Raw genomic sequence first — 13,728 nt, forward strand, 5'->3', positions numbered from 1 at the left:
GTACTTCTCGTAGGCGTCGAGCCAGTCGTGCAGTCGATCGACCTCCTCGGCGGTGAGGAGCTGCCACTCCCAGGGGCGGACGCCGAGCAGGTGGGCAGCGTCGCCGAGTCGCCTTAGCCGGCGATCGGCGGCAGGACTTTTCCCTCGGGCTCCTCGTAGGCCTCGGCGATTTCCTTGTCGAGCTGCGCGAGGACGGCGGCCCTCTGGTCGGCCGGGGCGTTGTCGGCGGCCTCCGCGCGGATTTCCTCCAGCTCGGCCTTGCTGTGCTCCAGCGTCAGCTCGTCCCAGGCGAAGTCGACGTCGTCGAATTTGAGGGTCGGGTGCTCGCGCTTGAGGAGGATGAACAGCAGGGCCCTGCGGCACAGGGCGTTGCCCCGGACGACGCCATGGGTGAAGTCGGAGAAGTCGCGGCCGGTGAGCTTCTCCAGGCGCTCGCGCTCGGCGGACATGAGCTTGGTGGGCTGGTACTTGAAGCGGCGGGGTTCGTCGGAGCCCTCGGGCTGGTAGACGAGGTACATGGGCGGGGTGTCTCCTATCGGGCCCGGTCGGCGATGCGCCGGGCCATCTCTTCCATCGCTTCGTGGACGGCCCGGCGGTAGCGGTCGCTGCCCGGCTCCATGGCCCGGTCGAACCAGTCCGTCTTGCCCTGCTGCGTGCGCCAGGTGCCGCGGCCGAAGATCTGCACGCGCCAGCCGCTGGAGGCCTGGGTGCGCTTCGCCGCGTTGGCGAAGCCGCGGATGCCCGGGGTCTTGCGGGCCTTGACGCGGGCGCCGGTCCACCGGCCGCCCAGCTTCACCTCGGGGCGGATGCGCTTGGCGATGGCCGAGCGCAGCGCGGGCGCCTCGGTCATGGCCGCGGACATCGACATGATGCCGGTCCTGGCCTGGTCGGACGCCGGCTTGAGCGCGTCGCGCATGCCCTTCGCGAGGTCCTTGCGTAGCTGCTTGCCGTCCTCCTCGGCGCGCAGCGCGGCGGTGAGCGCGTCGAAGCCCTCGAAGCTGACGGAGACGTCGACGGGGGGTTGGCCGGTCATCAGCTGGTGGCGCGGACGACCGCGCCCGAGGTGGGGTAGGTGACGCCGACGCTGGCCTCGTCGCCGACGCTTCCGGAGATCGACCCCCACTCCTTGACCAGCACGCTCCCGGTGTACTTGGGGTTGGAGGTGCTGACGGCGGCCTGGTCGGGCCGGATCTCGAACGGGACGACGGTGCCGATCAGCGGCCACATGATCGAGTCGAGCTTGGTGGCGGCGAAGTCGTTCAGGAGCTCAAGCGCGAGGGACCCGGACTTGAGGCCGCCGATGACCAGCTTCCATCCAGCCGAGATGTAGGTCGTGACGTCCTTCTCCTCGACCTCGACCGCGACTTCGGCTTTCCGCGCGTACTCGTTGAGGACGTTGGCGTTGAGGCTGAGGTACACGCCGGTGAGGACCATGGTGGGCATGCGGGGGTGCTCCTTTCAGGCAAGGCCGAGGGCGGCGACGAAGGTGAACGAGGGGGTGGTGCCGGCCACCGTCCAGGCGACGCGCCACCAGTCATCTGCGACCGGGCCGGGGACGGCGAGGGCCTGGCCGCCGAGGCCGGTCACAGCGGTGAACGTCGCCCTGGTGGTCGCCGAGGTGAAGCCCGCGTTGTCGTCGGACTCGACGCGGGCGGTGAGGGACGGGGTGGTGCCGGCCGCGGAGAGGACGTGCAGCGTGGCGTAGAGGCTGCGGCCGGCCGGGACGGCGCCGAGCTGGAGCGCGGTACCGGCGCCGCTGCTGGAGCGGGCGGTGCCCGGTGGGTGGGCGATCTGCCCGCGCGCGGTGACTCCGCTGCCGGAGCCGTTGCCGCTCCAGGGGGCGAGGTCGCCGACGGTCCCGCCGAGCGAGTAGTCGGTACTCAGGGCCTGGGTGAGGTAGGCGAGGGATCCGGCGGTCGCGAGGTGGGGGCAGACGGTCCAGGGGCCGGTGCCGCCGAGCCGGGCCCACGTGGCGTCGTCGACCATGCCGGGGTCCCCGGCCTCCCAGAAACCGGAGGCGGTGATCTTGCTGGTACGCAGGCCTCCCTGGACCTGCTTCCAGCCGCCGGAGCCGTAGGTCGTGCGGTCCTTCTCCTCGGCCTCGCTGGACAGCTCGACCTTGTTGGAGGTGCTGGTGAGGTCGGCGCCGACGACGAACAGGCGTACATCGGTGAGCACTTGGGGCATGTCAGCTCCTCCCGTCGCCGATGACGCGGATGATGAGCTCGGCGCCGACGTACTGGACGCCGGCGTGCTCGTACCAGCGGTAGCCCTGGACGCGTTCGAGCCTCAGGTCGTGCGCGAGGCCGCCGAGGGCGGGCTCTCCCGGGCCGCCGCGGGCGGCCTCGATCGCGGCCTTGAGGCTGGCCGGTCCGGCGCCGGACAGCAGCGCGTCGAGCAGCTGCTGGGCGGCGCGGTCGTCGCCGCGTCCGACCAGCACGCGACAGGTGATCTCCAGCTCGTCGAGCGCCCGGCCCATCGCCTTGTCGAAGTCGACGCTCACCTCGCCGGTGAAGAAGTGCGGCTCACTGACGGAGTCGGGGGTGTAGCCGGTGGCGGTGAGCTTGCGGACGCCGGCCGGGAGTTGGACGGTGCGGGCGGCGTCGGCGAGGGCGGCGCGGACGGCGGCGATCTGCATCGGCGCGGTCTCCTCTCGGGTCAGCCCATGCCGGGCAGTTGGAGGCGCTCGACCAGGGCGGCGACGTCCGGGTCGACCCGGGACAGGCGCACGACGCCCCACTCGGCGGAGCCGGTGACCCCGTCGGGGCTGTCCTTGCGCCGGTACAGGCGCAGGGCCTGGATCTGGGCGGCCTGGGCCACTTCGACGGGGACGGCCGGCCAGCCGAAGCGGGCTGTGACCCGCACGCGGGTGCCACGGGTGCCCCAGCGGCCGGAGGGCAGGACGAGGGAGGTGATCGGGGCGCCGTCGAGGTGCGCGTTGTCGGGCGCGGTGAGGTAGCCGGTGACCGGGCTCCAGGTGGCGCCGCTGCCGGTCTCGACGGCCAGGCCGTCGAGGGCGCCGATGTCGTCGACGACCAGGCGGTCGCCGTCGTCGTCGGCGGCCACGCGCCCGGTGAGGCTGTAGACGCGCTGGACCGGCGCCGGGTCGAGCCAGAACCGGCGGCCGGTGAGGCGCTCGATACCTCGGCTCGCGGCGCCGAGGGCCTGGGTGAGCAGTGCGTCCGAGGTCGCGTCGGCGTCCGCCAGGTTCAGCATCGCCTTGACCGTGGCGAGGTCGGCGTACTCGTGGGCCACGGTCATCAGCCCTTCGCACTGCCGCCGCCCGCGCCGGAGCGGGCACCGCCGCGGGCGGCCTTGGCGGCGGGCGTGCTCGGGGCGGCGGCCGAAGCGGGCCCGGGTTGGGCGGCGATCTGCAGGCCGCTGTCGGCGGTACGGCCGGCCGGGCCGGTCTCGTCGACGACGGGCGGCGTGAGCTCCTCCGCGTCGGGTTCGTAGCCGAGCTGGATCAGCTGCTCGTCGACCTGGGCGACGCGGTCGTCCAGGCCCCGCCTCTCGTAGCCGTCCCGCTCGCGGCGCAGGGCAGCGATCATCCGGTCGCTCATGGTGGGGGCCTCCTCAGTTCGGCAGGACGTAGACGGCGGCGGAGAAGGTGAAGCTGGGGGTGGTGCCAGCGATCACCGCTGCGACCCGGACGTAGTTCTTGGTGACCGTCGCGAAGGCGGTGCGGGTGCCGGCGGCGGTGAGCTGCGCGGCGCCGCTGCCCGTCACGGCCGTCCAGGAAGAGCCGTCGGCGGACTCCTCCAGGGCGACGTCGAGGGTGGGGGTGGTGCCGGTGGCGGTGGTGCAGTGGACGCCGAGCAGCACGGTGGTGGCCTGGCCGGCGGCGGCGACGGGGCCGCTGGTGACCGAGGCCGTCCGGGCGGCGGGGGCGAGGGCGAGATCGGCAAGGACGGGGCGAAGGGCCATGGCCGGTTCCAGTCTGGGCGGGGCGGCCGGGCCGGGAGGGCCCGGCCGCCGGGGGATCAGAAGGTGGGGGCGACCAGGCCGGTGCCGGTGACCTTCTGCGTGCCGCCGGTGTAGCGGCCGAAGGTGTAGGCGAAGTAGGAGTAAGCGACCAGCAGCACGCCGAGGTTGGCGGCCTTGGGCTGCTCGGCGCGGATGAACAGCGGCGCGTTGGGGTCCTCCCACAGGTGGCACTCGGCGGCGGGGACGACGTACAGCTCGTCCTCGTTCGTGCCGGCCCCGAGGTTGGTGGCGACGTTGTTGTCGACGATCACCTCCAGGCCGCAGGGCAGGACGCCGCGCGGGCCGGAGCCGTAGGAGCTGGCCGCGTTCGCCTGCCCGGCGACCTGCACCGGCAGGTTGGTCCAGTTGACCATCGGCCAGACCGAGGACATCTGACTGGTCAGCCAGTACCAGCGGCGGGAGTTCATCACCGCGTGGGTGGGCTTGCCCATCGCGAGGAGCGCGGCCTCCACGCCGGCCGCCGCGCCGAGGATCTTCGGGTACAGCTCGGCGCCGGTGGGCGAGGCGTCGGTGTAGGTCACGGCGCCCGCCATGGCGGACAGGCCGGTGCTGGCCTGGTTGATGAGCGTGTTGTCGAGGGTGGTGGCGACCCGGTTGAACAGATCCTGGAGGGTGACGTCCTCGATGCCGGTCCCGCGGTCGATGGCCTGGCGGGAGACGGTCTGCTGGCCGGAGGCGGTCTGCACCGGGATGGGCAGCTCGGTGTCGTCCATGTTCGTCTCGGACACCGCGTCGTTCTGGTTCGCCTGGAGGGCGGCCGAGGAGGCGGTGGTGATCCGGGAGATCGTCACCGACATGCCCTGCTCGGGCAGCGGGTGGGTGTTGCAGATGTCGGCGAAGGGCCTCAGCGCGGCGGTGGCCGGGGCGTAGAGGTCGGTGAGGTACTGCGGGACGGTCAGGCCGGCGAAGTTGCCGGTGCCGACCGCGCGCTGGAGGTACTGGGCGCGCTCGACGCGCTCCTCGCGCATGTGCTGGGCCAGGCGGGCGCTCGCCTCGACGTCCTGGAACATGAACTGCCGGGAGATGTCCATCAGGAACCCCTTGCCGTAGGGGTCCTGGTCGCGGCGGTAGGTGCGCTCCTCGGAGCCGATGCGGGCGGCCTGGTCGTAGGCCGGCTTGCGGGTCTGGGTGGGTTGGACGTTGCGCTGGGCCTCGGCGCGCTCCTGCTCGTCGGCCTTGACCTTGCGGGCGTTGGCCAGCTTCACGTTGATGCCGGCCTCGTCGGCCTTGGCCTGGTCGCGGGCGGCGAAGCACTGGCTGACGCGCTCGTCCTCCTCCGGGGTGAGGTTGGAGCGGCCCTCCTGCCCGGCCTTGGAGATGATCAGCTCCACCTCCTTGATGGCCTTGGTGCCGCGCTTCTGCGCGGCCTCCAGCTCGACCTCGATGCCGGCGATGAGATCGTCGATGACGGGCATGGTGGTGTCCTTCGGTCAGATCGGGTGTGGGTGTGGGCGGCCGCGGGCCGGGCGATCTGCCGGGTGCGGGCCGGTGCCTCCGGGCGATCTGCCGGACGGCGGGGGTGGTCAGGGAGGCCGGTCAGTCCGTGGCCTTGGCGACCAGGAGCTGGGTGGTCAGCAGGGACAGCGACCGGCCCTGCGGCACTGCGGCCGGAGCCAGGCCTGGCGCGGGGGCGGGCGCCGGCGGCGGGCCGGCGGGTGCGGGCTGGGTGCGGGCATCGGCGAGGTCGGGCCGCTGGCCGAGCAGCGTGTAGGCCTCGCGGGCCACCAGCGGCGGGAGGTTGGGGATGGACGCGAGGAACTCGCCCGACCTGCTCGCCACGCTGGTGTGCGGGTTGGCGCCGTAGGTGACGGGGCCGACGTCGCCGCGGTCGAGGTCGAACTCCTCGATGCGGTACTCGGTGTAGTCCGGTGACCAGACGCCGCGGGTGATGCGGAACTGGAAGCTCTGCTCCCTGACGTCGTCGTCCTCGATCGCCTGGACGAGTAGCTGCACGTCCGCGCGCTTCGGGTTGAGCCAGGCGCGTTGGCCCAGGCCCTGGTCGTCCTCCCAGAGTTCGAGCCGGCCGTTGCGGGTGCCGGCCATCGGGGTGCCGGCGTGGTTGAAGCGGAACACGACCTCGGGGTTCGCGCCGAGGGTCTTCTCGGCGGCGCCGGCGGAGACGACCTCGGTGTAGGGGCCGTACCAGTCCCACATCTCGTAGCCGCGCTCGTACGCCGAGGCGTACCCCTCGACCTGGTAGTACTCCAGGCCGTCGGCGCGGATCGTCTTCTTCGCCCGCAGTTGCGAGCCGAAGCGGACGTCGGCGGCCTCGGGCCGGTCGCGCGGCGTGTCGCGCTGGGCGAGGCCAGCCTGGGCCCGGGACTGGGCGGCGGCGGCCCGCAGGGCCTGCGGGTTCATGGGGTACCTCCGGGCGGGACGGCAGGCGCGGGCGCCTGGGTGGGCGGCGGGTTGCGGCTGCCGAACAGCCGGTCGAACTCGGCGTACTGGGCGGCGGTGAACGGCGCGCGGTCTTCGAGCGCGCGGGCCTCGGACGGGGCGAGGATCCTCGCCTCGATCTGGGTACGCAGGGTCTGCGAGCGGGTGGCCGGGTCCATGCGCAGCAGCGCGCCGGCGTTCAGCTTCACGAACCTGGGCCGGGAGGAGAGGCGGCTGAGCGCGTTCTCGCGGCGCACGACGGCGGGCCCGAGGTTCATGATCAGGAACTGCAGGTTGCGCTGGCTGATGTTGGCGTAGGTCAGCGAGGTGCCGCCGACCGCCGCGTCGATCAGGTCACCGGGGCAGTCGAAGAACCGCGCGGTGTCCGCGATGCCGAACTGCTTGGCCTCCACCCAGGCGCCGCCGGCCTGTTCGGCCTGGATCATCCTGTACTCCCAGTCCGCCCCGGCGACGAACAGGTCGCGGTTCGCGGTGGCGGCCTTGAACCGGCTCTTCACCTCGGCGGCCTGCTGCGGGTTGATGGCCTTGGCGGTGTTCTTCAGCATCGCGGCTGGCATGCCGCCGGTGCCGAACCAGTCGAGGGCGAAGTCCTGGATGGACAGGTACTCGGCGATCGACCAGGCCGCGTACGCGACCGGGGACAGGCCGAGGGGGAAGCCGGCGACGGTGTACTGCCGCTCGTGCCAGACCTCGTGCGGCTCGTAGTCGGTGCCGCCGATCCGGTACTTGGTGATCTCGCCGCCGCGGCCTTTCACGCTGACCTCGCCGAGCGGCACGAGGTCGATGCGGGCTGGGAAGCCCAGGCCGTCGAGGGCGGTGATCAGCCCGAAGGCGTTGCCCGCCCGGTCGAGGTCGAACTGGCTGGAGTAGAGCCATTCCTGCATGTCGACCTTCTCGCCGCCGGGGTTGACCAGCACCGGTGGCTTGGTGACCTCGACCTGGATGCCGTTCACCTTGCGGTAGAGGTCGACGGGCATGCTGCTGATCATGTTGGCGCGCAGGCGCAGGCACGCCCACACCGCGGAGTGCCGCAGCGCGGTCTCGTTCGTCACCCGGGCCGTGCCGCGCGCGGCGTCCGGCCGGGGCGGGACCAGCTGGGAGGCGCTCGTGCCCGGGGCGGACCTGCGGTGGAACAGGCTCACGCGCCGCCACCTCCGTCCTGGTCGGTGCGGCGGGCGGCCAGCCAGGAACCGGTGAGCACCACCGCGCCGGCCGCGCCGAGTGCCGCCGGTCCGGCCAGCGGCCACAGGGCGGCGGCCGCGGCGGCCGCCAGGAGCAGCAGGCCCAGGGCGTCGAGCAGGGTGGTGATGTGCCGCATCGCGGCCTCCTTCTCAGAACACGCTGTCCATCACGTCGTAGTCGGCGGTCACCAGGTGGGCCCGCGCTTCGTACGCCCAGCGGGCGAGGGTGACGGCGACCAGCGGGGAGATGTCGACCGTCGAGATCCGTCGGCCCCAGGCCCACGCGTCGCCGAGCGGCCGGGTCTTGGCGCCCCGGATCGCGGCCACCACAGCGTCCTGGCCGATGTGCCGCAGGGTGCTCTGCTTCACCGCGTCGACCAGTTGGCCGCAGCTGGCCGCGACGTCCTGGGCGAGCGGCAGAGCGAGCTGCCCGCGCTCGGGGTGCTCCGGGTCGTCCGGCGCCTCGATGCCGCGCTTGCTCAGCTCGACCAGCAGCGATCCGGCCGGGCCCTTGGCGTCGAGGCCGATCGCCACCGGCTTGTGCCGCTCGCGCAGCTGGACCAGGCGGTCGACCAGCCAGTCGGTGCCGGGGCGGCGGTCGACGAGCTCGGCGTGGCCGAGGCCGTCCTCGCGCAGCCCGTACATCGCGATCGACGCGAAGTCCCGTGAGGGGGTGATGTCGACGGCGAACGCGACGTCGCCCGACCGGCGCGAGGCCGGGTCGGCCAGCGCCTCCCAGGCCTCCGGGGCCAGCGGCCCCGCGGCCCCGTCGGCGACCCGTGGCAGCCAACCGCCCAGGCGCTCGACCATGAACTTCTCGCCGAGGCCGGACGGCAGGGACTCGCCCCGGACGAACTCCTCGCTCATGCGCCGGCCCATGGACGGATTGCACCGGTACCAGAGGTCGACGTCCCGGGCGGCCGCCTTGCGGTGCTCCGGGTCGGTCGGGTCGAGGTCGGTGCCCCAGTCCATGTGCATCATCCGCGGGTCCACACCGGCCTCGCCGTCCTCGCGCAGTCCGTAGCACCACGCGTCCGGGGTCAGCGGCGGCGTGCCGAAGAACCACAGCTGCGGGTCGGGCCGCGCGGCCATCGTCGGCAGCTGGGCGGCCATCTGCTCGGCCGTGATCGCCTGGGCCTCGTCCATCACGTTCTTGTCGCCGGAGAAGCCGCGGCCGGACCCCTGGCTGCGGGCGAGGAACCGAAGCCGACCGCCGCCCGCCGCCCGGGTCAGCTCGATGCCCTGCTCGCCGTTGGCCTGCCAGTACCGGTTGACCCGGCGGTCGAGGTCCGGCGTGTTCTGGACCAGCTCCTTGATCCGCAGGAAGCCTTCCTGCGCGGTCTTGTACTCGTGCGCCGAGTGGAGGATCAGCCGCTCCTTGGTGAGGAACAGCCACCCGAGCTCCAGCGCCTCGATGATGCCGCCCTTGCCGTTCTGGCGCGGCACCCAGACGGAGTTCTTGAACGACGCCTGGGTGCCGCCCTCCCGCTCGCCCAAGCCGTGGGTGAGGACGAACTGCTGCCAGGGGTCGAGGATCAGGCCGGCCGACGCGGCGAGGTCGATGAACTCAGGGGCCGCGCTGCTGACCGCCGGCGGGTAGGTCGCCACCCTGGGCGTCTGCACGCCGTGCCGCACGGCGGGCGGAGAGGTCGTCAACGGCGCTCACCTCCTTGCCTCCGGGCAGGGACTCCAGCTCGGCGAGTGTGGCCCGGAGCTCCTTCGAGAGCTGGGCGACCACGGGGCCCGAGGACTCCTCCAGCTCGGCGGCCAGCCTGTCGCGGACCGCTTCCAGCGCGGCCCGCCGGTCACCCGATGTGACAGCTCCGAGCACGTCGCCGCTCATGATCACCTCGGTTCGAATCAGCGGGGAGAGAGGCGGGGGAATGGGCGCGGGGCCTCCCGGCCGCCCCTGGCTAAAAACCCGGCGGCCCCGAGGCCCGACCACGCGTCACGTCTCGTCACCATGGCTCTGACGTCGTCATCGGCCTGGTGACGGGGCCCGTCCCTCGCTCCTGGTTGCAGTGCCTGCCGCAGGTCGGGCACGGAGTCAGCGCGCCGTGAGCGGGGCGCATCAGGTGCGGGTCGACCGGCTGGTCGGGGTGCAGCGAGACCGGGCCGAGGTGGTCCGCCTCACCCGCCCCGGGGTGCCCGCACAGGTGGCAGACGGTGCCGTAGATCGCGAACATCTGAGCGCGGGCCCGCCGGTAAGGGCGGCCCTTGCGGTGGCGGGTGGGTCCGGCCAAGGGGTGCCTCCTCCCGGCAGGGGGGTGGGGGGTGCCTCGGAGGGGGGTGGGGGTGTAGCCGCGCGGGCGGGCTACGGCGTCTCCAGCGCGGTGACACGGGCCTCCACCGCAGTCATCCGTGACTCCAGGCTGGCCACCCGGTTGAGCGCGTCGGTGATGTAGGCGTTCACGGTCGTGAACCCCGACTCGACGGCGGACACCCGCGCGGCAAGCGCGTCGTAGGAGGCCTGCGTCCCCCACCCGTCGGCGCCCGCGGGCCCGCGCTCGCCCTGCGGCCCCTGTGCCCCCTGCTGGCCCTGGAGCCCTTGCTCGCCCTGCGGGCCGCGGGGCCCGGTGACGACCGTGTACTCCCCGGCAGCCGGCGCGGTCGGGGTGATGGCCGCGAGGTAGACCACCGGCGTGGCCGCGGGAAGGGCGAGCGGGTAGCTGCGGCCGGGGGCGTCGTGCCAGTGCTCGGTGACGCGGTAGGTCCAGCCGGTGGGCTGGATACCGGTGGAGTCGACGGCGAGCAGGGTGATGGGGGCGGGGGTCGTGCCGTCGTAGTGGACGACGACGGGCCCGGCGATCAGGGCGCCAGCCGTCGCTGCGGTGATGACGGCCGGCTCGGGCTCGAACAGGATGCTTCCGCGCCGGGGGGTGCCGTCGCCCCGGATGCCGGAGGGAAGGTGGACTGTGACGGACTGGAGGCCGGCGGGGAGTGGCACGTCAGCTCCTCCAAGCCGAGTACCAGCGTGCGAGCCGGAGGACGAGGCGCCCGCGCCAGGTGCGGCCGAGCGCGGTCTCCAGGTCTCGCTGAACCCGGGCGAGGGCGAGCTCGGCGCCCGCCCACCTGATGCCCACCGGGGCGCTCACTGTTCGTCCGATCCGGCGGCCGGGGCGCCGGAGGCGGCGGCAGGCCTGACAGGGCCGACCATCTGGACGTCGCTCGGCACGCAGCCGTTGAGCAGCAGGCGGACGGACGTCCGTACCGGCCAAGCCCAGGTGCCGGGCTCGGTGCCCTCGGCGCGGCTGGTCACCCACAGTCCGTCGGCGCCGTCGAGGGCGACCTGGAGGTTGCACAGGTCCCTGGGCCCGACGCGGACGACGGTCGCGGGGAAGACGTCGCCGGCGGCGGCGCGGTTGCCGAGCGAGGCGACGTCGAGACGCTCGCGGATCGCGCGTCCGGCTCGGCGGCGGTTGACCGTGTTGGCGTCGTCCTGGGTGAGCGTGTAGTGGACGATGCGTCCGATGGTGGGCTGCTGCACGCGGTGCCTCCCGGGCATGACGAAGGGCCCCGCGGCGGTTGCCGTGGGGCCCTCGGTGTCTGTGGTCCGCGTGCGTCTGGGCATGCGGCGTCGCTCAAAGCGTGGCGCACCTGTTCGATCTTGTCAACGGGCCCGTTGGCCAGGGCGGCTGGGTTTGGCCGCGTGGCGGGCGTCCAGGACATCGGTCACGCGGTAGATCGGGCGCATCGGGGTGCCGCCACACCTTGTGAGGATGCCGCGTCGGACCCAGTCGCGGATGGTGGCGGGGTCCACGCCGACGGCGAGGGCGGCGAGGCTGGTGGTGAGGTAGCCGGGGGGTAGTGAGAGGTACTCCACTCGACCAGTGTGCCTGGTGGGCGGGTTGGCCACCCTAGGGTGCGGTCAGAGCGTGCATCCCTCCGCGTGCCGCTTGGCGCCGCTCAGGGTCTGCCGCTGCACGCTGGTGGTGAGCTTGCCGCTGGTGTCGTGGGTGTCGGCGCCCTCCCCGCCGCAGAGCTCGCATTCCCAGGTGAACATCCGTCGCCCGGTTCGGGGGTCGGTGTAGCTGTAGGCGATGACGTTGAGCACGGTCCCGGTTCCGGCGTCGCCAGCGGCGACGGGGAAGCTGGAGATCTTGGCTCCGCCTCGGTCGGTGCGCGTCGTGGGCTTGATGTACATGGTGTCTCCTCGTGGGTCGTGTTCGTCGGCTCGCCCTTGATCCACATCCCCTCTCGGGGAGCGTTAAACGGGGCGGTAAACGGTAAGCGGTAAACGCGTGACCTGCGGATTTACCGCTACCCGGCGGCGGCGCGAGGGGCGGGGGAGGGGTACTCCCCCGGGCCCGCCTCGTCGTCGGCGGTGATGTCCGGGACCAGGTGGGCGGGCAGCCGCGGCTGGTGGCCGAGGGCGGCGGCGAGCCTGTCGTAGCGGACGCCGAGGGCGGATGGGGGGACGGCGCTCTTGAGCTTGACGACGTCGGTGGGGACCCCGGCGTCACGGAGCGTACTGGGGAAGGTCTTGGTGGTGGCGCCGATGAACCGGCCGTCCCGCTGGAGGGCGACCAGGATGTCGGCGACGTGGACGCCGGTGCGGCCGTCGAGGTCGGCGAGGGCGACCAGCTGCTCGACGTACAGACGGAGTTCCTCGCGCCAGGCGCCGGCGTCGACCGCGACCGGCTTGGGGACGACCTCGGCCGGGGCGTCGGCCAGGACGTGCGGGGTGGCGGCGATCAGCTCAGCCGGGACGGGACGGACGGTCAACTCGAAGGGCCGATCGCCGCGGGCGAGGCACGCGCCGACGGCGCCGACGACGGAGAACAGGAACACGCTGCCCGACCACATCCAGGACCCGGCGACGACGGCGGTCGGCGGCAGGGTGAGGACCAGGCACCGCACGGCGGCGGTGCGGTGGCGGCGGTGGCGGATCTGCCCGGGGTCGAGGACCGGGGCGGTGAACTCCGCCAGCGCGCTGATCGCGGCGTCGTGCCGCTGCGCCTCCTGGTCGGCGGCGACGAGTGCGGTCTGGTCGGCGGGGACCAGGCCGCCGTTCAGCTCGGCGCGCTGGCGGAGGCGGCGGCCCCTCTTGTGGGCGGCGCGGGCCTGGCGGGCGTGCTCGGCAACCGCGGCTGCGTGGGCCTCGGCACGGGCCTTGACGATGCGCCGGGTGATCTCCTCCGGCCCGATGGTGTGGCCACCGGCCCAGTGGGCCAGGGCGACGGCGATGTGTCCGGCGCCGGCGCCCGTGCGGGCCAGGGTCGGCGGGGTCCCGGTCCTGGGGGCGGGCTGCTGGGTGTCGGGTGCGGTGGACATCAGCCGATCACCGAGTCTCCGAGCCAGGAGACGAGCGGGATGCTGACCTTGGCGGTCCAGCCGCCGACAGAGGAAGCGATGCCCCAGGTGGCGCCGGTGACGCAGCCGGAGACGGCGAGCAGGCGGGGCTGCCAGCCCTTGGCGAACCAGATGGACAGGCCGAGGCCGAAGACGGCGGTCAGGGCGAGCCAGGAGCCGGAGTAGGAGAGCACCTCAGTGACGGCGATCGGCGTCTTGGCGGCGTCGTTCGTGCCGAGGGCGACACTGCCGATGTCCTGGCCGGTCCTGTTGCCCGAGCCGGTGAGGGCACCGGCGGCCTTGTTGACGGCGCCGCCGGTGACGGCGGAGGCCAGGACCATGGTCACGGCCGCGCCGGCCCAGGGCATCCACACGGCCCGGGGCCTGAGCGCCTGGAGGGTGTGCCCGTTCTTGAAGTACAAAACCATGCCGGTGCCCAGGGCGGTGCAGAGTCCGAACGCGGAGCCGGCACGGTTGACGGTGTCGGTGACGGTGAAGAGGTCCATCAGTTCTCCAGGAGCCAGGCGATGATCGCGTTGCGGACGGGGGCGGCGTAGAGGGTGCCGGTGACGGCGGCGACCAGGACGGCGGCCGCGGCGCGGCGGACGAGGGGCCGCACCTTGCCGTTGGTGGCGACGACGCCGGCGTAGATGCCGGTCATGAAGGCGAGGCCGATCGGGGCCTGCGGGCCGTAGAGGCCGAGCAGGGGGAGCGCGGCGTTCGTGGTCCACCAGGGGCCGAGGGCCGCGCCGGCGGCGGCGGTTGCGGTGGTCTTCAGCGGGTGCCGGAGGAGCGTCGCCCGCCGGACGCGGGCCCAGTCGACGGCGTGGTGGTGGTCGGTCGGGAGCTGGGGGATGTTCTCGGTGCTCAC

At 73.1% G+C, this 13,728-nt stretch carries 23 protein-coding genes; all 23 read right to left on the reverse strand.

What is annotated here, in order from left to right; all coding sequences use genetic code 11:
* Nucleotides 1-113: 113 nt before the first annotated feature.
* Nucleotides 114-518, reverse strand: a complete 405-nt coding sequence (locus tag OG550_RS20105; protein ID WP_327679477.1) for a hypothetical protein — start codon at nucleotides 516-518, stop codon at nucleotides 114-116.
* 14 nt (nucleotides 519-532) lie between these two features.
* Nucleotides 533-1,033 (reverse strand): hypothetical protein, encoded by a 501-nt coding sequence (locus tag OG550_RS20110; protein WP_327679479.1) that lies wholly within the window; start codon nucleotides 1,031-1,033, stop codon nucleotides 533-535.
* A complete protein-coding gene (locus tag OG550_RS20115; protein WP_327679481.1) occupies nucleotides 1,033-1,443 on the reverse strand; it encodes a hypothetical protein in 411 nt (136 codons plus the stop codon). The genes OG550_RS20110 and OG550_RS20115 overlap by 1 nt, the downstream gene beginning before the upstream one ends.
* A 15-nt stretch (nucleotides 1,444-1,458) precedes the next feature.
* Nucleotides 1,459-2,187 (reverse strand): hypothetical protein, encoded by a 729-nt coding sequence (locus tag OG550_RS20120; RefSeq protein WP_327679483.1) that lies wholly within the window; start codon nucleotides 2,185-2,187, stop codon nucleotides 1,459-1,461.
* A 1-nt stretch (nucleotide 2,188) separates the two neighbouring features.
* Nucleotides 2,189-2,638, reverse strand: coding sequence for a hypothetical protein (locus OG550_RS20125; RefSeq protein ID WP_327679485.1), 450 nt, complete (start codon nucleotides 2,636-2,638; stop codon nucleotides 2,189-2,191).
* Between the two features lie 20 nt (nucleotides 2,639-2,658).
* A complete protein-coding gene (locus OG550_RS20130; RefSeq protein ID WP_327679487.1) occupies nucleotides 2,659-3,261 on the reverse strand; it encodes a phage gp6-like head-tail connector protein in 603 nt (200 codons plus the stop codon).
* Entirely contained in the window at nucleotides 3,261-3,563 is a 303-nt protein-coding gene (locus tag OG550_RS20135) for a hypothetical protein (protein ID WP_327679489.1), read from the reverse strand. The genes OG550_RS20130 and OG550_RS20135 overlap by 1 nt, the downstream gene beginning before the upstream one ends.
* Nucleotides 3,564-3,576: 13 nt before the next feature.
* A complete protein-coding gene (locus OG550_RS20140) occupies nucleotides 3,577-3,927 on the reverse strand; it encodes a hypothetical protein (protein ID WP_327679491.1) in 351 nt (116 codons plus the stop codon).
* Nucleotides 3,928-3,983: 56 nt separating this feature from the next.
* Nucleotides 3,984-5,402, reverse strand: a complete 1,419-nt coding sequence (locus OG550_RS20145) for a hypothetical protein (protein WP_327679493.1) — start codon at nucleotides 5,400-5,402, stop codon at nucleotides 3,984-3,986.
* Between the two features lie 121 nt (nucleotides 5,403-5,523).
* Nucleotides 5,524-6,345 carry an HK97 family phage prohead protease gene (locus tag OG550_RS20150; RefSeq protein WP_327679495.1) on the reverse strand — a complete coding sequence of 274 codons (822 nt, stop codon included), beginning with the start codon at nucleotides 6,343-6,345 and terminating at the stop codon, nucleotides 5,524-5,526.
* Nucleotides 6,342-7,526, reverse strand: coding sequence for a phage portal protein (locus OG550_RS20155; RefSeq protein ID WP_327679496.1), 1,185 nt, complete (start codon nucleotides 7,524-7,526; stop codon nucleotides 6,342-6,344). The genes OG550_RS20150 and OG550_RS20155 overlap by 4 nt, the downstream gene beginning before the upstream one ends.
* Nucleotides 7,523-7,702: a hypothetical protein gene (locus tag OG550_RS20160; protein ID WP_327679498.1), complete on the reverse strand. Its 180-nt coding sequence runs from the start codon at nucleotides 7,700-7,702 to the stop codon at nucleotides 7,523-7,525. The genes OG550_RS20155 and OG550_RS20160 overlap by 4 nt, the downstream gene beginning before the upstream one ends.
* 13 nt (nucleotides 7,703-7,715) lie before the next feature.
* The gene (locus OG550_RS20165; protein ID WP_327679500.1) at nucleotides 7,716-9,221 is read right to left on the reverse strand and encodes a terminase; all 1,506 of its coding nucleotides are present in this window, start codon (nucleotides 9,219-9,221) and stop codon (nucleotides 7,716-7,718) included.
* Nucleotides 9,133-9,408, reverse strand: a complete 276-nt coding sequence (locus OG550_RS20170) for a hypothetical protein (protein WP_327679502.1) — start codon at nucleotides 9,406-9,408, stop codon at nucleotides 9,133-9,135. The genes OG550_RS20165 and OG550_RS20170 overlap by 89 nt, the downstream gene beginning before the upstream one ends.
* 115 nt (nucleotides 9,409-9,523) lie before the next feature.
* Entirely contained in the window at nucleotides 9,524-9,808 is a 285-nt protein-coding gene (locus tag OG550_RS20175; RefSeq protein WP_327679503.1) for a hypothetical protein, read from the reverse strand.
* A gap of 71 nt (nucleotides 9,809-9,879) precedes the next feature.
* Complete coding sequence (locus tag OG550_RS20180; protein WP_327679505.1) at nucleotides 9,880-10,512, reverse strand: hypothetical protein; 633 nt, start codon at nucleotides 10,510-10,512, stop codon at nucleotides 9,880-9,882.
* A 1-nt stretch (nucleotide 10,513) separates the two neighbouring features.
* Nucleotides 10,514-10,648 carry a hypothetical protein gene (locus tag OG550_RS20185; RefSeq protein WP_327679507.1) on the reverse strand — a complete coding sequence of 45 codons (135 nt, stop codon included), beginning with the start codon at nucleotides 10,646-10,648 and terminating at the stop codon, nucleotides 10,514-10,516.
* A gap of 8 nt (nucleotides 10,649-10,656) precedes the next feature.
* Nucleotides 10,657-11,052, reverse strand: coding sequence for a hypothetical protein (locus OG550_RS20190; protein WP_266269543.1), 396 nt, complete (start codon nucleotides 11,050-11,052; stop codon nucleotides 10,657-10,659).
* Nucleotides 11,053-11,175: 123 nt separating this feature from the next.
* A complete protein-coding gene (locus OG550_RS20195; RefSeq protein ID WP_327679509.1) occupies nucleotides 11,176-11,388 on the reverse strand; it encodes a hypothetical protein in 213 nt (70 codons plus the stop codon).
* Between the two features lie 45 nt (nucleotides 11,389-11,433).
* On the reverse strand, nucleotides 11,434-11,709 hold the full coding sequence (locus tag OG550_RS20200) for a hypothetical protein (protein ID WP_327679511.1): 276 nt from the start codon (nucleotides 11,707-11,709) through the stop codon (nucleotides 11,434-11,436).
* 116 nt (nucleotides 11,710-11,825) lie between these two features.
* Complete coding sequence (locus OG550_RS20205; RefSeq protein ID WP_327679513.1) at nucleotides 11,826-12,839, reverse strand: hypothetical protein; 1,014 nt, start codon at nucleotides 12,837-12,839, stop codon at nucleotides 11,826-11,828.
* Entirely contained in the window at nucleotides 12,839-13,363 is a 525-nt protein-coding gene (locus OG550_RS20210; RefSeq protein ID WP_327679515.1) for a hypothetical protein, read from the reverse strand. Before OG550_RS20210 ends, OG550_RS20205 begins: the two co-directional genes overlap by 1 nt.
* Nucleotides 13,363-13,728: a hypothetical protein gene (locus OG550_RS20215; protein WP_327679517.1), complete on the reverse strand. Its 366-nt coding sequence runs from the start codon at nucleotides 13,726-13,728 to the stop codon at nucleotides 13,363-13,365. Before OG550_RS20215 ends, OG550_RS20210 begins: the two co-directional genes overlap by 1 nt.

The organism is Kitasatospora sp. NBC_00458 (genome assembly GCF_036013975.1).
Taxonomy (GTDB): domain Bacteria; phylum Actinomycetota; class Actinomycetes; order Streptomycetales; family Streptomycetaceae; genus Kitasatospora.